This is a genomic window from Pseudomonas sp. Pseu.R1 (genome assembly GCF_045764065.1).
In the GTDB taxonomy this organism is placed as follows: Bacteria; Pseudomonadota; Gammaproteobacteria; order Pseudomonadales; family Pseudomonadaceae; genus Aquipseudomonas.
This window is the reverse complement of the sequence record NZ_JBJGEE020000001.1, coordinates 584,698-607,454: the sequence shown is the minus strand read 5'-3', so window position 1 is coordinate 607,454 and position 22,757 is coordinate 584,698. Positions and strand designations below refer to the sequence as shown.

Annotated in this window: 19 protein-coding genes; 6 read left to right on the top strand and 13 right to left on the bottom strand. The window is 62.1% G+C overall.

The window, feature by feature from the left end; genetic code table 11:
• Nucleotides 1-40: 40 nt before the first annotated feature.
• Nucleotides 41-1,009: a threo-3-hydroxy-L-aspartate ammonia-lyase gene (locus ACI5GA_RS02925; protein ID WP_421421617.1), complete on the top strand. Its 969-nt coding sequence runs from the start codon at nt 41-43 to the stop codon at nt 1,007-1,009.
• A 138-nt stretch (nt 1,010-1,147) separates the two neighbouring features.
• Here ACI5GA_RS02925 and ACI5GA_RS02920 read toward each other — a convergent pair whose 3' ends face one another.
• From ACI5GA_RS02920 to msrB, 6 genes are all read right to left on the bottom strand, one after another.
• Nucleotides 1,148-2,443, bottom strand: coding sequence for an MFS transporter (locus tag ACI5GA_RS02920; protein ID WP_421425427.1), 1,296 nt, complete (start codon nt 2,441-2,443; stop codon nt 1,148-1,150).
• A 61-nt stretch (nt 2,444-2,504) separates the two neighbouring features.
• Nucleotides 2,505-3,662, bottom strand: coding sequence for a tricarballylate utilization 4Fe-4S protein TcuB (gene tcuB / locus ACI5GA_RS02915; RefSeq protein ID WP_421421615.1), 1,158 nt, complete (start codon nt 3,660-3,662; stop codon nt 2,505-2,507).
• Nucleotides 3,649-5,118 carry an FAD-dependent tricarballylate dehydrogenase TcuA gene (tcuA, locus tag ACI5GA_RS02910; RefSeq protein WP_421421614.1) on the bottom strand — a complete coding sequence of 490 codons (1,470 nt, stop codon included), beginning with the start codon at nt 5,116-5,118 and terminating at the stop codon, nt 3,649-3,651. The genes tcuB and tcuA overlap by 14 nt, the downstream gene beginning before the upstream one ends.
• Before the next feature lie 127 nt (nt 5,119-5,245).
• Nucleotides 5,246-5,965 (bottom strand): peptide-methionine (S)-S-oxide reductase MsrA, encoded by a 720-nt coding sequence (gene msrA, locus ACI5GA_RS02905; RefSeq protein ID WP_421421611.1) that lies wholly within the window; start codon nt 5,963-5,965, stop codon nt 5,246-5,248.
• A gap of 27 nt (nt 5,966-5,992) precedes the next feature.
• Complete coding sequence (locus ACI5GA_RS02900; protein WP_421421609.1) at nt 5,993-7,813, bottom strand: cytochrome c biogenesis protein DipZ; 1,821 nt, start codon at nt 7,811-7,813, stop codon at nt 5,993-5,995.
• Nucleotides 7,814-8,014: 201 nt separating this feature from the next.
• The gene (gene msrB / locus ACI5GA_RS02895; RefSeq protein ID WP_421421608.1) at nt 8,015-8,533 is read right to left on the bottom strand and encodes a peptide-methionine (R)-S-oxide reductase MsrB; all 519 of its coding nucleotides are present in this window, start codon (nt 8,531-8,533) and stop codon (nt 8,015-8,017) included.
• A 176-nt stretch (nt 8,534-8,709) separates the two neighbouring features.
• On the opposite strand from msrB, the gene ACI5GA_RS02890 reads away from it, so the two are divergent.
• Nucleotides 8,710-9,435: a response regulator transcription factor gene (locus ACI5GA_RS02890; protein WP_421421605.1), complete on the top strand. Its 726-nt coding sequence runs from the start codon at nt 8,710-8,712 to the stop codon at nt 9,433-9,435.
• Entirely contained in the window at nt 9,432-10,925 is a 1,494-nt protein-coding gene (locus ACI5GA_RS02885; protein WP_404632372.1) for a sensor histidine kinase, read from the top strand. The genes ACI5GA_RS02890 and ACI5GA_RS02885 overlap by 4 nt, the downstream gene beginning before the upstream one ends.
• A 34-nt stretch (nt 10,926-10,959) precedes the next feature.
• On the opposite strand, the gene ACI5GA_RS02880 is transcribed toward ACI5GA_RS02885, so the two are convergent.
• A complete protein-coding gene (locus tag ACI5GA_RS02880; RefSeq protein ID WP_404632370.1) occupies nt 10,960-11,592 on the bottom strand; it encodes a response regulator in 633 nt (210 codons plus the stop codon).
• Nucleotides 11,593-11,623: 31 nt separating this feature from the next.
• Complete coding sequence (locus ACI5GA_RS02875) at nt 11,624-12,997, bottom strand: cache domain-containing protein (protein ID WP_404632368.1); 1,374 nt, start codon at nt 12,995-12,997, stop codon at nt 11,624-11,626.
• A gap of 320 nt (nt 12,998-13,317) precedes the next feature.
• On the opposite strand from ACI5GA_RS02875, the gene ACI5GA_RS02870 reads away from it, so the two are divergent.
• Together ACI5GA_RS02870 and ACI5GA_RS02865 are read left to right on the top strand one after the other, a co-directional pair.
• Nucleotides 13,318-15,378, top strand: a complete 2,061-nt coding sequence (locus ACI5GA_RS02870; protein WP_404632366.1) for a carbon starvation CstA family protein — start codon at nt 13,318-13,320, stop codon at nt 15,376-15,378.
• The gene (locus ACI5GA_RS02865) at nt 15,378-15,575 is read left to right on the top strand and encodes a YbdD/YjiX family protein (RefSeq protein ID WP_346831135.1); all 198 of its coding nucleotides are present in this window, start codon (nt 15,378-15,380) and stop codon (nt 15,573-15,575) included. Before ACI5GA_RS02870 ends, ACI5GA_RS02865 begins: the two co-directional genes overlap by 1 nt.
• A 63-nt stretch (nt 15,576-15,638) precedes the next feature.
• On the opposite strand, the gene ACI5GA_RS02860 is transcribed toward ACI5GA_RS02865, so the two are convergent.
• Nucleotides 15,639-16,829, bottom strand: coding sequence for a type II secretion system F family protein (locus tag ACI5GA_RS02860; protein WP_421421599.1), 1,191 nt, complete (start codon nt 16,827-16,829; stop codon nt 15,639-15,641).
• A gap of 5 nt (nt 16,830-16,834) precedes the next feature.
• Complete coding sequence (gene gspG, locus ACI5GA_RS02855; protein ID WP_404632362.1) at nt 16,835-17,293, bottom strand: type II secretion system major pseudopilin GspG; 459 nt, start codon at nt 17,291-17,293, stop codon at nt 16,835-16,837.
• A 209-nt stretch (nt 17,294-17,502) separates the two neighbouring features.
• Between gspG and ACI5GA_RS02850 the strand changes: the two genes are divergently transcribed.
• On the top strand, nt 17,503-18,150 hold the full coding sequence (locus ACI5GA_RS02850; RefSeq protein WP_421421596.1) for a lytic transglycosylase domain-containing protein: 648 nt from the start codon (nt 17,503-17,505) through the stop codon (nt 18,148-18,150).
• A 281-nt stretch (nt 18,151-18,431) separates the two neighbouring features.
• Here ACI5GA_RS02850 and ACI5GA_RS02845 read toward each other — a convergent pair whose 3' ends face one another.
• The 3 genes from ACI5GA_RS02845 to ACI5GA_RS02835 all read right to left on the bottom strand — a co-directional run bounded on the left by ACI5GA_RS02845 (nt 18,432) and on the right by ACI5GA_RS02835 (nt 22,743).
• Nucleotides 18,432-19,877: a curlin gene (locus ACI5GA_RS02845; RefSeq protein WP_421421594.1), complete on the bottom strand. Its 1,446-nt coding sequence runs from the start codon at nt 19,875-19,877 to the stop codon at nt 18,432-18,434.
• Nucleotides 19,878-19,920: 43 nt separating this feature from the next.
• A complete protein-coding gene (locus tag ACI5GA_RS02840; protein WP_404632356.1) occupies nt 19,921-20,415 on the bottom strand; it encodes a curlin in 495 nt (164 codons plus the stop codon).
• Nucleotides 20,416-20,496: 81 nt separating this feature from the next.
• Nucleotides 20,497-22,743 (bottom strand): Ig-like domain-containing protein, encoded by a 2,247-nt coding sequence (locus ACI5GA_RS02835; protein ID WP_421421592.1) that lies wholly within the window; start codon nt 22,741-22,743, stop codon nt 20,497-20,499.
• Nucleotides 22,744-22,757 lie beyond the last annotated feature (14 nt).

Below are 22,757 nucleotides of genomic sequence, written 5' to 3'. Positions count from 1 at the left end.
TTGATGAGGGCTTTGTTTAATCGAACCTTTGAGGATGATCATGCAAACGCTCGTACTCCCGACCTATGACGATGTGCTCGCGGCGGCCCGGCGTATCGAAGGCCATGCGCACAAGACGCCGGTCCTGACCTCGCGCACGGTGGATCGCGAACTGGGCGCTCAGGTGTTCTTCAAGTGTGAAAACTATCAGCGCATGGGGGCGTTCAAGTTTCGCGGCGCGTTCAATGCGTTGTCCAGGTTCGACGCGACCCAGCGCAAGCACGGGGTGGTGGCGTTTTCCTCGGGCAATCATGCGCAAGGCATTGCGTTGTCGGCGCAATTGCTGGGCATTCCCGCGACCATCGTCATGCCCCACGATGCACCGGCCGCCAAAGTGGCAGCGACGAAGGAATACGGCGCAACGGTGGTGGCTTATGACCGCTACAAGGAAGACCGTGAGGCGATTGGCCGCAAACTGGCCGAGGAGCATGGGCTGACGTTGATTCCGCCGTACGATCACCCGGATATCCTCGCGGGGCAGGGCACGGCGGCCAAAGAGCTGTTCGAGGAGGTCGGCCCGCTGGATGCGCTGTTCGTCTGTCTGGGCGGCGGTGGATTGCTCAGCGGATCGGCATTGTCGACCCGAGCACTGGCGCCGAATTGCAAACTGTATGGCGTCGAGCCGGAAGCAGGCAATGACGGTCAGCAGTCGTTGCGTGCGGGGCGCATCGTCAAGATCGACACCCCAAAAACCATCGCTGATGGCGCGCAGACGCAATACCTGGGCAACTACACCTTTGGCATCATTCAGCGTGACGTTGACGATATTCTGGTGGCCAGCGATGCGCAGTTGGTGGATGCGATGCGTTTTTTCGCCGAGCGCATGAAGATGGTGGTCGAGCCGACTGGCTGCCTGGGCTTCGCCGCTGCGCGGGAAATGGCCGCGCAGTTGGAGGGGCAGCGCGTGGGGGTGATCATCAGTGGCGGGAATATTGATTTGAATACTTACGCGAAGCTGCTGGCGCGGTAACTCCGCCGTTTTTGTCGCCACGCAACGACTCCAATTGGGCGGGGCAACACGAACCCTGTAGCAGTCCGGCTTGCCGGCGGCAGCGGTTGTGAGGACGCTACTGCAGGCAAGCCGTGCTGCTACAGGAGACTCACGACGTCAGACAGGTTTCGCCACCCACACCTTCTGCCGACGGTACAGCACCAACGTCGCCGCCAGCCCGCACACCGCCGCGAACATCAGCCAGAACGCGGGCGATGCCTTGTCGCCGGTGGCCTGCACCAGCCAGGTCGACATCGCCGGGGTGAAGCCGCCGAAAATGGCCGTTGCCAGGCTGAACGCCAACGAGAACCCCACCACCCGCACGTTCTGCGGCATGACTTCCGTCAGCGCCGCAACCATCGCGCCGTTGTACATCCCGAAGAAAAACGAGAAATACAGCAATACAACCAACAGGCGCTCGAAACTCGCCGCCTGAGCCAGCCAGTGCATCGCTGGGTAGGCGGTGAGGATGCACAGCAACGAGATACCCAGCAGCAGCGGACGACGGCCGATGCGGTCGGAAATCGCGCCGCCGATCGGCAGCCAGATGAAGTTGGTCAGGCCCACGAACAGGGTGACGATCAGGCTGTCGGTGGTGCTCAAGTGCAGCACCGATTTGCCAAAGGTCGGGGTGTAGACCGTGATCAGGTAGAAGGTCGTGGTGGTCATCGAGGCCAGCAGCCCCCCCGCCAGCACCGTGCGCCAGTTGTCACGCATCGAGCGAAACACTTCGCGGGCGGTCGGGTGATGGGCCTGAGCTTTGAACGCATCGGTCTCTTGCAGTGAACGACGGATCACGAAGATGAACGGGATGATCACACAGCCGACAAAAAACGGGATGCGCCATCCCCACGCCGCAATTTGCGTGGCGTCGAGCCAGGCGTTGATGCCGTAGCCCAGCGCGGCCGCGAGGATAATCGCGATCTGCTGACTGGCCGACTGCCAACTGGTGTAGAAGCCGGTGCGTCCCGGCGTGGCGATTTCCGCCAGGTACACCGACACGCCGCCCAGTTCAGCACCCGCCGAGAAGCCTTGTAACAGACGTCCGAGCAGCACCAGAAACGGCGCGGCCAGACCGATGCTGGCGTAACCCGGCACCAGTGCGATCAACACCGTGCCGCAGGCCATGATCGACAGCGTGACGATCAGGCCTTTGCGACGCCCGACTTTGTCAATGTAGGCGCCCAGCACGATGGCGCCCAAGGGGCGCATCAGAAACCCGGAGCCGAATACCGCGAAGGTCATCATCAACGAGGCGAACTCGCTGCTGGCGGGAAAGAAGGTCTGGGCGATGTAGGTGGCGTAAAAACCGAACAGAAAGAAATCGAACTGTTCGAGAAAATTGCCGCTGGTGACCCGCACGATGGCCGCGAATTTCGCGCCCCTCGATGGGCTTGGATGGGAGGTGTTCATCATGGCTGTGGTGCTCGGTCTTGTTATTGGAGGGGTCGGTTCTTGCGGTGAGTCGAGGCCGTCAGTCGGACCCGGCATTGATGGGATTGGGCTGACGTTTTTCGATGGAGAACTTCAACAGCGCGGCGCTGCGAAAAATGCCGTGGGCAAACTTGCTGTAGGGCATGGTCAGGAAGAACGCCATCACGAAACCCAAGTGAATCGCCAGTAACAGGCCAAGTGCTGTCGTTTCGCGAAATGCCAGCAGCGCCAGGCCACTGATGCTCAAGGCCAGCAACAGGGCGATGAAGCCGCGATCCATGGGTTTCTGCTCGGCGTCGCCGTGTTCGGGGTGGCGTCGCAGGTTCAGCCACAGCAGGCCTGCCGGTCCGATCAGCAGGCCGACACCGCCCGCGATGCCCAGCATCACTGGCAGGCTGAGCACCGGGTAGGGCGCGTGCCAGTTCAGCAGGAAGTGATAGAGCGTCGCCACGCCCGTCGCCGCCAGGCAGAGCATGAAGCCATAGAAAGTCAGGTGATGAAAACGCCGACGCCAAAGCGTGAAGCGGTCGTCGTCGTTATTGCAGCCCTGACCGTGGCCGCCGTCGAGGTATTTGAGTTGTGCGACGTTGGCGCTGGCTTCCAGCGCGGCGGAGGTTTTCAGGGAGGTCGAGGCTTCGCCCGGCGTGACCTCGCGCCAGAACCGTCGCACGCCTATGGCCAGCGCCAGTACGGCAAAACCGAACACCGTGCCAAACATCAGCGCCAGGGTGTTGTGCGGGAAAATCCCGTAGAAATTCCCGCCTGGCATGGCGGTGAACAGGTTGCCCATGATCAGCAGCGTCAGGCACAGGAACAGCGCCAGCCCGGCGCCTGCCGCGAGGGCGAGGGTCAGGCCGTTGCGCTGGTAGAGCTTGCCCAGCGGTCTGGGCCAGGCGTATTCGGCGTAGGTGTCCAGGCGCACCTTGGCCATGGCCTTGGGCACGTTGACCGCGAATTCGTGAGGCGCTGCGTATTGGCAGGCGTGCAGACAGGCGCCGCAGTTGTGGCAAAGGTTGGCCAGGTAGTGGATGTCTGCCTGAGTGAAATCCAGACGCCGGGTCATGGCCGGGAACACCGCGCAGAAGCCTTCGCAATAGCGGCAGGCATTGCAGATGGTCATCTGGCGCTGCACTTCGGTTTCTTGCAGGTTCAGCACCGGGATCAGCTCGCCCGCCGAGGTGGGTTCAAACAACTGCATGGCGCGACTCCCGCTGAGTGATGCCCGATTGAGACGTGGTAGAACCGAAACCCGCCGCCGCAGCGGCCTGAGTCCCGGCGATGCGGCCGAACGCGGTGCCGATGGCCATGCCGATCCCGGCGGTGTAGCCCTTGCCCAGCACGTTGCCCGCCATCATTTCTCCGGCGACGAACAGGTTGCGGCTGGGTTGGCCGTTGAAGTGCACGGCGGCGGTTTCATCGGTGGCCAGGCCCAGATAGGTGAAGGTCACGCCGGGCTTGAGCGGGTAGGCGTAGAACGGCGGTTTGACCAGCGGACGCGCCCAGTGCGTCTTCGCAGGTGTCAGGCCTTCAGTGTGGCAGTCGTCCAGTGAGGTGTGATCGAACGTGCCCACGTGGCAGGCGCGGTTGTAGTTTTCCACGGTCTCGACGAACGCCGTTTCAGGCAGGTCTAGCTTGCGCGCCAACTCCGCGAGGGTATTGGCCTGAGTGCCGGGAAAAACCGGTGGCATGAAGCGGCCCACGGCTTGCTGGTCGATGATCGAATACGCTTGCTGGCCGGGTTGTCCGGCCACCAGTCGGCCCCAGATCGCATAGCGTTTGGGCCAGAAGTCCTCGCCCTCGTCATAGAAACGCTCACCGTCGCGATTGACCACCACGCCCAGCGACACGCAGTCGATGCGCGTACAGATACCGCCGTCGTACAGCGGTGCGCGGGCGTCGATGGCGACCATGTGCGCCTGGGTTGGATCGCCGATCACGTCGGCGCCCAGATCGATCATCCTGCGCAGCAACACGCCAGTGTTGAAACGCGTACCGCGAATCAGGAAATTGTCCGAAGGCCATTCGCCGCGCTCGTTCTGGCCCCAGGCTTCTCGCAGCCATTCGCGGTTCGACTCGAAGCCCCCGGCCGCCAGTACGCAGGTGCGGGCCTCGATGCGTTCGGCGGGCATGGCTTGGCCATCGACGAAACGCTCAGCGAGATGCGCAGCGACGAACTGGCCGTCCTTGAGTTCGATGTCGCTGACCTGTGCGTTGTAGCGAATTTTCACCCCCAACCGCTCGGCGCTACGGAAATAGGCGTTCACCAGCGCTTTGCCGCCGCCCATGAAGAAGGCGTTGGTGCGCGCCACATGCAGCGCCCCGGACAAAGGCGGCTGGAAGTTCACCCCGTGGCTGCGCATCCAGTCGCGGCACGATGACGAGTCGCGAATGGCGATCCGGGCGAGTTTTTCGTTGGTCAGCCCGCCGGTCACTTTCAGCAGGTCTTGCCAGTATTCTTCTTCGGGGTAGGCGTCCACCAGCACGTCTTGTGGGGCGTCGTGCATGCAGCGCAGGTTGCGGGTGTGCTGGGAATTGCCGCCCCGCCAGATTTTGGGCGAGCCTTCGAGCAGCATGACGCTGGCTCCGGCTTCTCGTGCCATCAGGGCTGCGCACAGTGCGGAGTTGCCACCGCCTATGACTAGAACATCGATCATGGTTTCTCCTCGAACGCCGACAGTCAGAACAGGGCTGTCGGCGAATGGGAGAACAGTAGGGAAGAGGGCGAGCCCTTCGAAAGACCGGATTTACCGTGGGGTGTTTAGTTTTACTAAACGGTTTGGGTCACTCAGCCGTCTTCAGCAGCACAGGCTGTTCGCTGTAACGCGTGGCGAACAACTGCTTCAACTGCCCGACCTTGGGCAGATCGTTGATCACGATGTACGGGTAGGTCGGGTGGGTGGTCAGGAAGTTCTGGTGGTAATCCTCGGCGGGGTAGAAGCCGTTGTAGGTTTCGATCTTGGTCACGATGGGCGCGTTAAACGATTTGGCCGCGTCCAGTTGCGCGATGTAGGCTTGGGCCACCGCTTGTTGTTCGGCGCTTTCCGGGAAGATCGCCGACCGGTACTGGGTGCCATGATCCGGGCCCTGGCGGTTCAGTTCGGTCGGGTTGTGGGCCACCGAGAAGAAGATTTGCAGCAGCGTGCCGTAGCTCACCTGCGACGGGTCAAAAGTGATTTCCACCGATTCGGCATGGCCGGTGTCACCTTCGCTGACTCGCTCATAGTGCGCGGTGTCGGCCTTGCCCCCGGCATAGCCTGAAACGACTTTCTTCACGCCCTGAACGTGCTGGAACACCCCCTGAACACCCCAGAAGCAGCCCCCGGCGAGCACGGCCGTTTCGGTGCCGGGGGTGCTGACGATTTCGTCTTTCTGGGGTGGCGCGATAGTCACCGCGTCTTCACCGGCGAAGGAGCAGGCGGCGGTTTGCAGCAGGGCGGCACCGAGCAACAGACGCAGGCCCTTGCGACGCAGAGTGGGCAAAGCAGTGTTGAGCTTTTTCATGACTGACACTCCTGAAACGAGGCGAGATCAACCGAACGTGAAGGCGTAGGCCGACACACCCGGATCGCTGAATTCGATGGTGAAGGTGTGATCGGCCACGTCGCCGGGCTGACGCACCAATTGGTACAAACGTTGTTCGGTCACTGTGCCGCTGCCATCCGGTGCGACGTCGGTGCCGTGTGCGTCACCGGGCGCCTTGCCGTCGATGGAGACCTTGAAGCGCACCGGTTTGCCATCGTTGCCCGGGCCGAGCACCAGATGCAGGTCGCGGGCGTGGAAGCGGTAGACGATCTTGCCGTTGGCGGCATTCAGGCTGGCGCGCTCGGAGCCGATGTTCCACTGACCGTCCAGGCCCCAACTGTTCAGCGACAGGTTTTGCGGGGTGATGTAGCTGGCCACGCGATCACCTTTGGCACCGCCCGGCGAGACGAAGTTTTCGGCGCGTTCGAAGCCCAGATAGGTTTCCGGAGACTTCACTTCACCCATGTCCGGCGCCTGTTGCACGCCCTTGCCGCTGGTGTCGATCAGGTCGCTGGCGACTTGCTGGCTGCCGGCTTCACGCAGCAGTTCCTGAATCACACGCTCGGATTCGTCGTAAGCGCCCTCGCCAAAGTGGTGGTAGCGAATCTGGCCTTTGGCGTCGATGAAATAGTGGGCAGGCCAGTATCGGTTGTCGAACGCGCGCCAGATTTTGTAGTTGTTGTCGATCGCCACGGGATAGGTGATGCCCAGATCGGCCATGGCCTTGGTGACGTTTTTTACGTCGCGCTCGAAGGCGAATTCCGGTGCGTGAACACCGATCACCACCAGCCCCTGATCGTGGTATTTCTCGGCCCAGGCTTTGACGTAGGGCAGGCTGCGCAGGCAGTTGATGCAGGAGTAGGTCCAGAAGTCGACCAGCACCACTTTGCCTTTCAGTTGTTCAGCGCTCAACGGTGCTGAGTTCAGCCACTGCACGGCGCCATCGAGGGACGGCAACTGGCCTTCGACCGGCAGGCTCGGCGTGCTGTTTTTCGCGGCCATCATCATCGCCCCAGAGGCTTGCATGCTGGTGCCTGCGTCGTCTTTGCCGGGGATGTTCTGCGCCATCATCGCGCCGCCGCCCTGCATCAGATTGCTTTCAGGCTGGCCCTTGAAGCGCGACACCAAGGACTGCTCCAGGCTGTTGGTCGATGCGGTGGAGACGCGTGTCAGCAGACCGGTGTCCAGGCCCAGCGCAATGGCCGCGACACCGGCGAGCATGGCAGCACCCAGGCCACGACGGATCCACTCACCGGCACCCAGCGAGCGTTTCATCGTCGCGAATACCTTGCCGCCGACCAGCAAGGCCAGCGCAAGAGAGGTGGCGGCGCCCGCCGCATAGGCCAGCAGCAACAGGGTGGTGCCGACGCTGGCGCCTTGCAGGGCCGCGCCGGTCAGTACCAGACCCAGAATCGGACCAGCACATGGCGCCCACAGCAGGCCGGTGGCCACACCGATCATGAACGAGGCCCACGGGCTGGGCTTGGCATCGACGCCTGCGTTTTCGGACAGGCGACTGCCCGCAGCCACCAGCGGCCGGGTCAGGCGTTCAGCCAGTTTGGGCAGCAACAGGGTGAGGCCGAACAGCGCCACGAACACCAGCGCCAGGCCTCGCCCGTACTGGTTGAGCTGCACGACCCAGCCACCACCGACGGCAGCGAGGGTGGCGACCAGCGCAAAGGTCACCGCCATGCCGACCAGCAGCGGCAGACCGCTGCGCACGAAGGGCTGCCCGGTGCGGGCAAAAACGAACGGCAGCACCGGCAGGATGCAGGGGCTAACGATGGTCAGCACGCCGCCGAGGTAGGCGAGGATGATCAGGAGCATGGGTCAATTCCCTTCAAGTGAATCATGTAGGCCCGTAGTTGAAATGACGTTACGGACTGATGTGCGCCGAATTTCCAGGGTTGGACGCCTTCTTGTGGGAGCCGGCTTGCTGGCGAAAGCGTTGGGTCAGCCACAGATGGGTTGACTGTCGAACCCCATTCGCCAGCAAGACAGCTCCCACAGGGGGGGGCGTGTCAGCCGCTAACTGGTTTGCGCTGCGAAATTCATCGCCAAGCCGTTCATGCAATAGCGCAACCCCGTGGGCTTCGGTCCGTCGGTGAAGACATGCCCCAGATGCCCGCCGCAACGGCGGCAGTGCACTTCCTTGCGCAGCACGCCGAACGAGGTGTCGGTGCGCACGGCGGTGGCGTTGTCCAGCGGCGCCCAGAAGCTCGGCCAGCCGGTGTGGCTGTCGAACTTGGTGGTCGAGGAGAACAGCGACAGCTGGCACCCGGCGCAGGCGAATGTGCCCGTGCGATGCTCCTCGTTCAGCGGGCTGCTGTAGGGGCGTTCGGTGGCTTCGCGGCGCAGCACCTGAAACTGATCGTCGCTGAGCAGCGCATGCCACTCGGCGTCGCTGTGGTTGACTTCAAAGCTGCCTATCGGCCCGTCTTGCGGGGCCATGGTTTCGCCCTCTGCGAACTTGGGCAACAGCCCCAGCGCAATGGCCGCCACCCCTGCGCCACCACTCAACACCATGAATTGTCGTCTTGAAAACATGTTGGACCCCTCGACATGGCCCGCCAAGCGCAGGCAATGAATGCGATGAGCCCAGATTAGGGGGCCGCTGTTCCCGGAATCCTCACCGAGAGTTAAACAATTCGTGATAACTGAACGCCGACAAAATCGGCACAATGGCGGCATCGCGCACGTCGCACTGGCAAGGTTTGCTTTCGATGGATCAGCCCAAACGCATTCTGGTGGTGGAAGACGATAGCCATATCGCCGACCTGATTTGCCTGCACCTGCGGGACGAACATTTCGAGGTGGTGCACAGCGCCGACGGCGAAAAGGGCCTACGCCTGCTGGAGCAGGGCGGTTGGGATGCGTTGATCCTCGACCTGATGCTCCCCGGCGTCGATGGCCTGGAAATCTGCCGCCGCGCCCGGGCCATGACCCGCTACACGCCGATTATCATCACCAGCGCCCGTTCCAGTGAAATGCACCGGATTCTCGGCCTTGAACTGGGCGCCGACGACTACTTGGCCAAACCGTTCTCGATGATGGAACTGGTGGCGCGGGTCAAAGCGTTGTTGCGCCGGGTGGACGCCATGGCCCGCAATCTGAAAATGGACGCGGGCAGCCTGTCCAGCGCCGGGCTGTTCATCGACCCGCTGACCCGAGAGGCATCGCTGGAAGGCCGTTTGCTCGACCTCACGCCCCGCGAGTTCGACCTGCTGTACTTTTTTGCCCGCCAACCCGGCAAGGTGTTTTCCCGTCTCGACCTGCTCAATTCGGTGTGGGGCTACAACCACGAAGGCTATGAGCACACCGTCAACACCCACATCAACCGCCTGCGAGCGAAGATCGAGGTCGACCCGGCCCAGCCTTTGCGCATTCTGACCGTGTGGGGGCGCGGCTATAAATTCGCCGAGCCGGGTGAGGGGAGTGACGCTTCGTGAAGATGACCCTGACCCAGCGCCTGTCGCTGGTCTTCGCCCTGTTGCTGTTGATCTGCTGTGGCGCCTCGGTGCTGCTGCAGGTGCGTTCCAACAAGATGCATGAGCTGGAAGTGGTGCAGGGCCTGTCCCGCGACCTGGCCCAGCACATCGCTCGCGACACTCAGTTGATGGACGCCAATGGCTTGAAACCCGATGCCGTGCGCGAGCTGTTCAGCCAGTTGATGCTGGTCAACCCCAGCGTTGAGGTGTACTTGCTCAATGGCGAGGGCAAGATTGTCGGTGATGCCGCGCCCAAGGACCGGGTGCTGCGCGATCACGTCGATCTGGCCCCGGTTCGCCAGTTGCTGGCTGGGAACCCGCTGCCGATTCTCGGCGATGACCCTCGCAGTATGGATGCGCGCAAGGTGTTCAGTGCCGCGCCACTGATGGTCATGGGCAAACCCGCGGGCTTTCTCTACGTGGTGCTGTTGGGTGAGGCCCACGACCGTTTTGCCGAACGCGGCGCCACCAGTGAGGCGCTGAGTACCGCGCTGTGGTCGATTGGCTTGATCGCCTTGCTGTGCTTGCTCGCGGGCCTGACCGCGTTCGCCTGGATCACCCGCCCTCTACGGCGCCTGACCGATGCGGTGGGCCAGTTCGACATCAACGCAGCCCCCGCCGCGTTGCCCGCCTCGGCGAGCGAACCCGCCCGTCACGACCACGATGAAATCGCCGTGCTCGACGCTACGTTCAAGCAGATGCAGCACCGCCTGAGCGAGCAGTGGCAGACCTTGACCCGCCAGAGTCAGGATCGACGCGAGTTGGTGGCCAATATCTCTCACGACCTGCGCACGCCGCTGGCCTCGTTGCACGGCTATCTGGAAGTGCTGTCGGTCAAGGACGCCAGCCTCAGCCCGGAGGAGCGGCGACGTTATCTGGGCATCGCGCTGGATCAGAGCCGCAAGGTCGGTGGCCTGGCGCAATCGCTGCTGGATCTGGTGCGTCTGGAACATGGCTTCGTGGTGCCGGTGATCGAGCGTTTTTCACTGACCGATCTGGTACAGGACATCTTCCAGAAGTTCGAACTGGGGGCTGAAAGCAAGGGCGTGAGGCTGATCCCGAATTTTGCACCGTCGATTCCGGGCGTGCATGCGGATCTGGGATTGATCGAGCGGGTGCTGACCAACCTGTTCGACAACGCCTTGCGCCACACTCCGGCAGGTGGCGAGATTCGCATTGCCTTGCAGCCCAAGGGCGCGTTCGTTGAGGTGACGGTCAGTGACAGCGGACCGGGGATTGCTGCCGAGCTGCGCGAGGGGTTGTTTCTGCGGCCGTTCAACATCGGCGGCGCGCGGCGGGACGGCGGGCTGGGATTGCGGATCGTGCACCAGATTCTGCAATTGCACGGGAGACGGATCGAGCTGCTGGATGTACCGGGGCAGGGCGCGACGTTCCGGTTTGCGTTGCCGGTGGATCAGGAGACGGCGCAGCGAGGATTGCCAAAGGAATAAACCTGGTACCCTGTTGGGGCGTCGAGTTACTGGGTCACGGCAACAACAACCCATGCTCCATCGCGTACTTCACCAACCCCGCCGGTTTGTCGATATTGAGCTTGCGACGAATGCTCAACCGGTGGGTTTCCACGGTGCGCACGCTGATCGCCATATCCCGGGCGATGGTCTTGTTGTCCAGCCCCTTGGCCAGCCCCACCAGCACCTGCACCTCACGGGGCGTGAGTTCGTTGTCGTCGACTTTTTTCGACACCAGCTTGAGGGTGACTTCCGCGCTGTAGAAGGTCCCGCCGGTGGCAATCGCCTCAATGGCCGCGACGATTTCCCGTGACGGCGCGTTCTTTAGCACGTAGCCGCTGGCCCCGGCGCGGATCGAGGTGGCGACGTATTCCTGATTGTCGTACATGCTCAGAATCAGGATTTTGATCGCCGGGCAGCGCTGGCGAATCAACTGGGTCAGTTCCAGGCCATTCATGTCCTGCAAACCGATGTCCACCAGGAGAATGTCCGGCTTGACCTCTTCACACATCGCCAGGCCTTGCGCGGCGTTCTCGGCCTCGCCCACCACCTCGAACAGGGGGCGGGTCGAGAGCAGGGCACGCACGCCGTCGCGGACCAGAGAGTGGTCGTCGACGAGGGCGATGCGGATGGTCGGGCTGGCGCTCATGCGGGACGGGATTCCTGTTTGAGTGAATGATTCAGGCGGCAACGCTGACCGGCATGACCACCGTCAGTTCGCTGTGCCCCGGCACGGAGTACAGGTTGAGCTGACCATGGAAATGCTCGACGCGCTCGCGAATATTACGCAAACCGATGCCCCCCTGTATCTCCTGCAAGTGCGCGACATCGACCCGGAAGCCCACGCCGTCGTCGCGCACTGTCAGTTGCACCTGTTTTTTCGTGCCCTGTAAATCAATGAACACGTTCTGCGCGTGGGCGTGGCGTTCGATGTTGGTCAACGCTTCCTGAAGAATGCGGAACAACGCCACAGGAGCGCCGTCGGCCAGCTTCAGGTCCCCCAGATTGTGGGTGTAGTGAATGGTCAGCCCGGTCTGCTGTTCGAACTCGGCCACCAGTTGAGTGACGGCGGCCGCAAGCCCCAAGGTGTCGAGCAGGGACGGGCGCAGGTCGTGGGAAATGGTGCGGATCTCGCCGATGGCCTCGCCCAGCCGCTCGGTGCCTTGGCGCAGGGTGTCGAGGCCCCGTTGATCATTGCCTTCCAGTTGCACGCTCTCCAGTTGCAGGGCCGCCAGTTCGAACTGGAACTTGATCGACACCAGCACCTGGCTGATGCCGTCGTGAAGCTCACGGGACAGCCGCGAGCGTTCTTCTTCCTGCAAATTCATGATGCGTTGGTTGAGCAATTGCAATTTGCGGTCGGCCAGCCGGTGCTCACTGGCGTTCAGAGTCAGGCCGCAGACAAACACCAGCAGCACGGCAATCAGCGCGACCGCGCCGATGTCGAGCATGGTGGCGTAAATGCCGCGGGCGACTTCTTGACGGGCCTGCTGCGTGGCGCGCTCGACGTCTTCCAGATAAATGCCGGTGCCGAGCATCCAGCCCCAACGCTTGAGCATGACGACATGGGCGAGTTTGTCGGTGACCTGGCCGGTGGAAGGTTTTTCCCAAGCGTAATGCTGAAAGCCGTCACCGGATTCGGCGCTTTGCAGCAGCGCGCGAATCACCAGCAGACCTTGGGGGTCGGTCATGTTCCACAGATCTTTGCCCACCAGCGCAGCTTGCCGGGGGTGCATCAGGTTGCGGCCGCTCTGGTCATAGACGAAAAAATAGCCATCGATGCCGAAGCTGAGTTTGGCCAATTCATCGAGCACCTGCTGCTTGGTCCGCTCGTCATCGCGTCCGCTGTCGTAGATCGGTGCGAGGGCGCTCATGGCCATCTCGACGTAGTTTTTCAGCTCCGCGCGCTTGCTGGCCAGGATGCTGTCTTCGATCAACTGCGCCTGCTGCTCGCCCAGACGCTGGTTTTGCACGATGACCAGCGCGCAGATCACGCAGACCGCGAGGATCAACGGCAGAATGCCCAGGGCGACGATCTTGTGTTTGAGTTGCATGGCAGGCGGTGTCCGGCGCGGGTGTTGTTATGGGCCGTATTAGACACGCATTGGTTCACGCTGGACACCTGTAGGAGTTGCCACCTAAATCCGGAATGCGCGGATCAACCTGTGGGAGCGAATTCATTCGCGATTGGCCGGTACATCCGAATCATTCAGAAATCGTGTCGTGATCTGGTCTACGTAGAACTACGCAGGAAGAACCGTAGTAGTACGAATTTCTCTTCGTGACAACAGCGGGGATAGTGGCGACGCTCCGTTACCCCGGATCGAACAATAACAATGACGCCGTTGCCATGAGCCGCGGCAGGAGACTCACCATGACCCGACTGACCAAACACCTGGGTTGGTTCGCCGTTGCAGCCCTTGGGGCCTGCGCCCTGGGTGTCGTCGCGCTGCGCCGCGGCGAGGCCATCAACGCCCTCTGGATTGTCGTCGCCGCCGTAGCCATTTATCTGGTTGCGTACCGCTACTACAGCCTGTTCATCGCCAACCACGTCATGCAACTCGATCCGACCCGGGCCACTCCGGCGGTGATCAACAATGACGGCCTGGACTACGTTCCGACCAACAAACACATTCTTTTCGGTCACCACTTTGCCGCCATCGCAGGTGCAGGCCCGCTGGTCGGCCCGGTGCTGGCTGCACAGATGGGCTACCTGCCCGGCACGCTCTGGCTGATCGCCGGTGTGGTATTGGCCGGTGCGGTGCAGGACTTCATGATCCTGTTCCTGTCCACCCGCCGTAACGGCCGCTCGCTGGGCGACATGGTCCGTGAGGAAATGGGCCGTGTGCCGGGCACCATCGCCTTGTTCGGCTGCTTCCTGATCATGATCATCATCCTCGCGGTGCTGGCGCTGATCGTGGTCAAGGCCTTGGCCGAAAGCCCATGGGGCATGTTCACGGTGCTGGCGACCATTCCGATCGCAATGTTCATGGGCGTGTACATGCGTTACATCCGCCCGGGCCGCATCGGTGAGATTTCCATCATCGGCGTCGTGCTGTTGCTGCTGTCGATCTGGGCCGGTGGCCAAGTCGCTTCGCACCCTGAATGGGCGCACGCCTTCACCTTTACCGGCGTGCAGATCACTTGGATGCTGGTGGGATACGGTTTCGTCGCCGCCATGTTGCCGGTCTGGCTGCTGCTGGCGCCACGTGATTACCTGTCGACCTTCCTGAAAATCGGCACCATCGTCGCGCTGGCCATCGGTATCCTGATTCTGGCGCCCGAATTGAAAATGCCTGCCCTGACCCAGTTCACCGACGGCACTGGCCCGGTGTGGAAGGGCGCGCTGTTCCCGTTCCTGTTCATCACCATCGCCTGTGGCGCGGTGTCCGGCTTCCATGCGCTGATTTCTTCGGGCACCACGCCGAAGCTGTTGGATAACGAAAAGAACGCGCGTTACATCGGTTACGGCGGCATGCTGATGGAGTCGTTCGTCGCCATCATGGCCATGGTCGCCGCTTCGGTCATCGATCCGGGCGTGTACTTCGCCATGAACAGCCCGGCCGCTGTGGTCGGTGCCGATCCGGTTGCCGTGGCGCAGACCATCAGCAGCTGGGGTTTCGCCATTTCCCCTGACACCCTGATCGCCACCGCCAAAGACATCGGCGAAAACACCGTACTGGCCCGTGCCGGTGGCGCGCCGACCCTGGCCGTCGGTATCGCGCAAATCCTGCACCAGGTGCTGCCTGGCGAAAACACCATGGCGTTCTGGTACCACTTCGCAATCCTGTTCGAAGCGCTGTTCATCCTGACCGCTGTCGATGCAGGCACCCGTGCCGGTCGTTTCATGCTGCAAGACCTGCTGGGCAGCTTCGTACCCGCGCTGAAACGCACTGAGTCCTGGACCGCCAACGTGATCGGTACCGGTGGCTGCGTCGCGCTGTGGGGTTACCTGCTGTATCAAGGCGTTATCGATCCGCTGGGCGGCATCAACACCCTGTGGCCGCTGTTCGGCATCTCTAACCAGATGCTGGCGGGGATCGCGCTGATGCTGGCGACCGTGGTGCTGATCAAAATGAAACGTCAGCAGTACGCGTGGGTCACCATCCTGCCTGCGTCGTGGTTGCTGATCTGTACCGTGACCGCTGGCTTCATCAAGCTGTTCGACCCAAGCCCGGCCGTTGGTTTCCTGGCCCTGGCCAAGAAATACAGCGCAGCGGCCGATGCCGGTCAGATTCTCGCTCCAGCGAAGACCGTTGAACAAATGCAGCACGTGATTTTCAACGCTTACACCAACGCAGCGCTGACCACATTGTTCCTGTTCGTGGTGCTGAGCATCCTGTTCTACGCGGTGAAAGTCGGCCGTGCGGCGTGGGTCAAGCAAGAGCGCAGCGACAAGGAAGCGCCGTTCCAGGCCATGCCGGAAGCGCACTGATGTTCAACGACCTGAGTCGCCTCGGCAAATATCTCGGGCAGGCTGCTCGCCTGATGGTGGGCATGCCTGACTACGACAACTATGTCGAGCACATGCAAAAGACCCACCCTGACCAGCCGGTGATGTCGTACGAGGCGTTCTTCCGGGAACGCCAGGATGCGCGTTATGGCGGGAAGGCGGGGCCGAAGTGTTGTTGATGTGATGATCGTTCCTACGCTCCGCGTGGGAACGATCAGATAAGCGTGCTACGGCTGTCGCCATCAATGAATACTCGACGCCAGCTCGAAGATCGGGATGTACATCAAGATCACGATCATGCCGATCAACAGCCCGATGAAGGTCATCAATAGCGGCTCGAACAGGCGCACGAACCATTCGATCCAGCGGCTGATTTCCTCGTCGTAGAAATCAGCGGTGCGTTCCATCATTTGCCCCAGATTTCCCGATTGTTCCCCCGCACGCAGCATGCGCAGAGACACCGGCGTGGACAGTTGATTCTGCTCCAGCGCGATCGACAGCGCCTGGCCCTCGCGAATGCGTTCGCTGGCCGCGTCCAGTCTGACCTGTGAAGCGCTGCCCAGCAGGTTACGCACCATGCCCATGGCCGTGAGGATCGGAATCCCGCCCTGCAGCAGAATGCCCAGCGAGCGATAGAAGCGCGCCAGCTCGTACATGAACACTCGCTGATGCACGGTGGGCACCCGTTCCAGCGTGCGGTTGAACGCCAGACGAAAACGCCGTTGGCGCACCAGCAGCGCCGTCCCCAGCACCACCGCAACGAAACCGATGGCGAAGTCCATCTGGTGAGCGTGCAGGAACAGCCCGGTTTCCATCAGGATGCGCGACAGCCACGGCAGATTCGAGCCCAGCCCTTCGAACACCAGACTGAAGCGCGGCACCACGTAGCCCATCAAAAACAGCACCACGGCGCCGCCGACGATCAACAGCAGCATTGGGTACACCGAGGCGCTGACGATGCGCTGGCGCACTTCGTCCATGCGTTTGCGATAGGAGACATAGCGCCCCAGCGCCTCGCCAACGGCACCGGTTTTTTCGCTGGATTGCACCAGCGCCACATACAGCGTGGGGAATACCGCCGGGAATTGGGTCAGCGCCTGGGAAAACGATTTGCCTTCATACAACAGCCGCACCAGACCGCAGAGGGTTTTGCGGGCCTGGGGCGCGGTTTCCTTTTCAGCCAGGCTTTCCAGCGCGTCGATGAGCGGCAGCCCGGCGTTGAGCAGGGTGGTCAGTTCCTGGCTGAACAGCACCAGATTGAAGGTGTCCGGCTTACGCATCCCGCGAATCACCCAGCGCGATTCGGCGCGAACGTTCAGCACCCGCATGCCCTGGGCTTCCACCAGCGTCTGGGCGTCCACCGAACTGTCGGCGTCCATGGCCAGCGACAACACTTCCCCCCGTTTGCCCACGGCCTTGATGGTAAATTTCATGGTCGTCACTGCCAGTTGGTGATTTCAGCGTCTTCGCCCTCGCCACCGGGCTGCCCGTCCTTGCCCATGGAGAGCAGGTCGTACTCGCTGTTTTCTCCCGGATAGCGATAGACATAACTGCGACCCCACGGGTCTTGAGGCACGGCTTTTTGCAGATAAGGACCGGTCCAGTGCGATTCCTCGGCAGGCGCGACCACCAACGCCTGCAAGCCCTGCTCGGTGGACGGGTAATGACCGATTTCCAGCCGGTACAAATCCAGCGCCTTGGACAGCCCCTCGATCTGCGCCCGGGCCACTTTGGTCTGGGAGCGGCCCAACTGACTGAAATACTTGGGCGCCACGATCCCGGCCAGCAGCCCCAGCACCACCAACACCACCAACAGCTCAAGCAGGGTGAAGCCCGCGTGACGGCGGTGCCCCGACGGTGGGTTGAGCGATGACGCACAGCGGGTGAAATTCCCCATAAACACCTCCGTAAATCGGGTTGTCCAGAGGGCTCATGCAATTGCCGTGCGCGCCGACAGACGCGACCTTGAGCGATTGCGTGCAGCCTTCTGGGCCGGGCATTTGCGAGGTGGGGATTGGGCGGCACAGCCTTTGCGTTGACCCTTTCCATGGCACCGCGAGTGGGGAATAACCCCCAGTTTTAGCGAGCGTGCCAGAGGAGGCACGGATGGATGTTGAACGCGCGTTCAGAGGCGTATTGCTGACGCTGTGCATACTGCCGCTGGCCGCCGAGGCCGACGTGTACATCTCCCGGACGGCGGACGGCGGCATCATCATTTCCAACGTCAAGCGGGCCGGTCGCGAGGTGCAGCGGGTGTTTCATGAGCCGGTGTCCGTACCTGCGTTTCAGGCTGCCGCGCCGGCCTTGGTCGGGCGTGATGAAAAGAGCATGACGGTGAGCCAGCGGCCCTATGCTCAGGAGGTGTCGCAGGCAGCGGCCAGCAATGATCTGCCAGAGGCGTTGCTGCATGCGGTGATTCGTATCGAGTCGGGCTACAACCCCTCGGTGTTGTCGGTGAAAGGCGCTGCCGGGTTGATGCAGTTGATGCCCGATACCGCTCGGGACATGGGTGTGACCAACGTTTGGGATCCCCGTTCGAACATTCAGGGTGGGGCGCGCTACCTCAAGCAATTGATGGTGATGTTTGGCAACGACGTGTCGCTGGCCGTGGCGGCCTACAACGCGGGGCCTGCGGCGGTGAGCAAGCGTGGCAACGTGATCCCACCGTTTGCCGAGACCCGGCGCTATGTGCCGGATGTGTTGCGTGATTACCATCGGTTGTTAGGGGATGCGGGGACAGCGTTGGCAAATTGAAGCGCGGGATTCGCCGTAACGGCCAGGTGCAAGGCACAGAGATGCCGACCGGTGCCGTTGATCTTGATCCTGGAACGCGTCACTTCAGACACCGCCGAACGCAAGTCTCGGTCGGTGGTGTCTGGGTTATCAGTGCGTGAAGAGCAGAAGCAAAAGCAACAGCAATGGTCGTACGGCTACGGGAGCGCAGTGTGCAAACAATCGATTCGTTCTCATGCGGAGCGCGACGGTTGAATCATAAAAAAGCCGCCTTGCGGCGGCTCTGGGTCCTGCAAGAGCGGTTATCGCTGATTCACCGTCGCCTGGTTCGAGTTCCCCACTTGAGTGATGTTCGCCGCCTGATTGGTCGCGCTCTGATTGACGTTGGCCATGTTGGCGTTCCCTGTCTGGCTCACGTAAGCCACGTTGTAGGCATCGGCCTGTTTGACCGTGGCGATGTTGCCGTCGCCGTCCTGGCTGGTATACGCCTGATTCTGGGTGCCCGATTGGGTGATGTCAGTGGTGTTGCTGCTGCCGAACGAGGTGCCCTGAGCGTAGTTGTTATCGCCGCGCTGGTCGGCAATCAGAATGTTGTCGCTGCCGTTCTGTTCAAAATACAGCTCGTTGTAGTTGTTGTCCTGACTGACCGTCGCGTCGTTACGCGCACCGCTCTGTTTCAGGTTGGACAGGTTGCCCAGCCCTTTCTGGGTAAGGGCGATGCTGTTCTGCTGGCCATTCTGGTTGAGGAACGCTGTCTGGCCGTTGCCGAACTGGCCGCCCAGTTTGGCGCCTTCGAACTCGTTGGCGTAGACCTTGTTGCCACTGCCGGTCTGCACCGAGGTCATGCTTTGCCCGGTGCCCGCTTGCGAGCTGTAATGCAGGTTGTCCTGGCCGTTTTGATACACGTTGGTGCCGCTGTTGGTGACGTTGTACTGCGCCACGCTGGCGGCATTGCGGTCGCCCCATTGGGTGACGGCGCCAATGTTGGCCGAGCCGCGATACTGGTCGACGATGCCTTCGTTCAGGTTGCCGGTCTGCGAAATACTGGAATGGCTGTCGATCTGGCTGTCCTGGAACATCTGGGCGGTGTTCAACTGGCCGAACTGTTCGACCGTGATCGAGCCGCCGAAGCCGTTACGCTGATCGGTGTAGGCGTAGTGGCCCTGGCCGTCCTGGTGGATCTGGATCTGCCCGTTGAGGTGCTCGACCTGTTCGCTGAACGCCTGGTTGGCGTCGCCACGCTGGATGACTTGCGAGTTGTTGCCGCTGCCGCCAAACAATTGCTCGGCGGTGATTTCGTTGTTGTTGCCCGCCTGATCGGTGTTGATGGTGCTGCCCGACTGGGTGTCCTGATAGGCGAACACAAAGTTGCCGGTGCCCGACTGGTGGGTGGTGATCTGGTTGTCGTTGCCGCCGATCTGACTGGCATGGGTGGTGTTGCGTTGATCGGTCTGGCGTTGGGTGATGGTGCTGGAGATTTCCTGGATCTGCTCGCCATAGGCGCCGTTCTGGTTGCCGTTCTGTTGCTGGTCAATGAACGAATTGGTGTCCTGCTGGAACGCGGCGGTGTCGTTGCCGTCACCGATCTGCACCTGCTGGACGCTGGCCTGGGCAGCATCGATCTGTTGCACGTCGGCGGTGTTGGCCGAACCGTTCTGGTATTGGCTGGAGACGCTGTTGGCCGCCATGGCATGGCCGGTAACGAGGACCAGAACCGCAGCAGCGACAGGGGTGAGTTTGAAAAACATGGTGTAGACCTCCTGATGGTGAGTTGCCGAGGTGTCGAGCGCGTCAACGTATCTGACGAACCTCTACGCTCTGGCCGTTTCCAGACTGACTGACGCTGCTCTGCAGCCCTGTACCGGTCTGTTCGATGCTGGCGCTGTTGTTGGCGCCTTTCTGCGTGATGGCGGCCTGACTGTTGGAGCCGTTCTGCACGATGCTGGCCTGGTTGCCGCTGCCCTGCTGATTGATGGACGCCGTGAGATTGGCGCCCTGTTGCAGGATGTAGGCTTCCTGAGCACTGCCGACCTGAACGATGTTGCCCAGCAGCGAGGTACCGTTCTGCGACAGGTTGGCGATGTTGGCCGTACCCTGTTGCAGAATCGTCGCCTGCTGACCGACGAAGGCGCTCCCCGGAAAACTGACCGGGGCACCCAGTTCCGAACCTTCGCCGAGTTCGTCGCCCATGCCCAGGTCGTCGGCGTGAACCGACAGGCAGGTCATGAGCAGCATCAGCAACAGCGCGATCGGGTGTTTCGTCAAACGGCAGTCAGACAGCGACATGGTGTTCTCCTGTCCCGATTCGGCGAGGCCTTTCGGGACGTTCGGCCCGTCTGTGTGAGTGCACAGACGGGCCGTTTTGCCTCAACGAACGGTGACTGGCAGTGTCCGCACCGTGCCTTTGGACGAGGTGGCGGTCGCGGTCGGGTTGGTGGCCGACGGCGCGATGGTGTTCACCACCGAACTTCTCCAGCGTCCGGTCGCCGGTACGGTCACCCGATCCAGCTCTTGCACGCCGGTCGGTGTGGTCACGGTGATGACGATGGTGTTGCCGGTGGTCACCGAACTGGTGCCCGCCAGGTCCCAACTGAACAGCGCGCCACCGCCACGCACCTGCACTTGCGCCGAAGTGATGGTCAGGGTCTCGTTACCGGCCGGAGGCGCGGTGACCGAAACGCTGACCGTGGCCGGGGTCGACAGGGCACCGAACGAGTCCGCCGCCTGGTAGGTGAAGGTCGCGGTGAACGCAGCGGTCACGGTGGCCGGTGGTGTGTAGGTCACGGTGGTGCCGTTGGTGGTCACGGTGCCGCGTCCCACCGCCGGTTGTGTCAGGTTGGTCACGCTCAGCGGCACGTTGCCTTCAGGGTCGGTGTCGTTGGCCAGCACGTTGACCACCAGTGGCGACCCGGCCAGTGTTGCCCCGGTGTCATTGCCCGCGACCGGTGGGCGGTTAGGCGCCACGGTGACGCTGACAGTGGCCGGCGAGGTCGACTTCAGTCCCTTGCTGTCCACGGCCTTGTAGGTGAAGGTCGCCGTGATTGGCGTGTTCACCACGGCAGGCGGGGTGTAGACGATGGACGTGGTGCCGTTCAGCGCGACGGTGCCCAGGCCCGATGCCGGTTGGGTCAGGTCGCTGATGGTCAGCGGCAGGTCGCCGTCCGGATCGCTGTCGTTGGTCAGTACGCTGAGGGTCACAGGGACGCCGAAGCCCGTGCTGCCGGTGTCATTGACCACCACCGGTGGCTGGTTGGCGCCGGAGTTGGGCGCAGTGCCCAGCACCGTGACCGGCTCGGTGTCTTCGCCACCACGTGCCGATTTCACGGTCACGAAAGGCGGTGGCTGCAACAGGTTAGGCACGGTCAACTGCTGCAAGGTGCCGGTTTTCGACAGCGCGCCATAGCCTTGGGCAATCATGTCAGGCACCGAAGTTTCGTCGCTGGACGCGGCCTCGATCACCAGCGCGTGGTTGTCCCAGGTGTAACGGGCTGTTCGGATTTTCACCACGTCGACCAGTTTGGTGGAGACGGCCGTTGGCTTGGTGGTGCCCACCGGGTTGCTGGCGGTCAGGATCACGAACGGCGGCAGCGTCGAGGCTGAATGGGCGACGAAGAAGTTGCCGTTGTTATCGCCAAGCAGATTGAACTGGCAAGGTGAAGCCGGTGTGCCGGGAACCAGCGCAAGGGTTTCCCGGTAGCACAGGCTGGAGCTGTTCGGGGATGAGGCGAACAGTTCGACGCGAGTGCCGGAGCTGTTGCGGCTGTACGTGCCGCGCTTGACTTCGACCGGGGTTTGCACCCGTGGATCGCGCACCTTGCCACTGACGGTGAAGAGGTTCTGGATGAGCGTGCCCGCCGGACCCTCGATTTTGACGAAGTTGGTGCCGAACGGGCTGCCGGTGACGGCTTCTGGCACATTCGGGTCACCGATGTAGGTGTTGACCGCACCGGTGTCAGGATCGACCTCGGTGTAGGGACCTCCAATGCCTTTGACGAACGGCCCGATGTTGCCGGTCAGCGCACCACTGAAATCACCCGCTGCACCGATGCCGATGTCGCGTGTCAGGTTGATGGCCCGGCGCCCGGTGGTGGTGACGTTGAAAGTGTCCACGCCATAGGGGTGGGTGACGGTGTAGGTCCCGGGCCGCCCGGCGGGGATGTCGATGCGCATGCGGATGCGCGCGAAGCTTTGTTGCGAGCCGTCAGTGGGTGGATCGGTGGCGAACGCCGCTTCCACCCCGGCGGTGTAGATCTCAAGACCATAGCCGGCGATCGGGCTGGTGTTGGTCCTGATCTGCGCTTGCAGCAGGTACCAGAACATCTCGTCCGGGAAGTTGTCCGGGTAGACCATGGGAAAGGCATCGTCGTACAAGCCGGGCACGGCGCCCAGAGTGCACATGTATGCCGGTGGAACGGCGGCCGCCACGCGCGAGCTCACGGCTCTGGACTGGCACAGTTCCAGTTCCAGATCGTTCTGGTCCTTGTACCACTGCGGGAAACGTCCTGTGGCGACGGTATAGGGGCCGGGGTCGACCGCAGCGAGACCGGCGTGTGCCGCCTCGGTGGCTGCGATCAGACTCAGGGCACCGAAAATCAGACTTGGCCAACTGTTCATGTTGCCTCCAGATT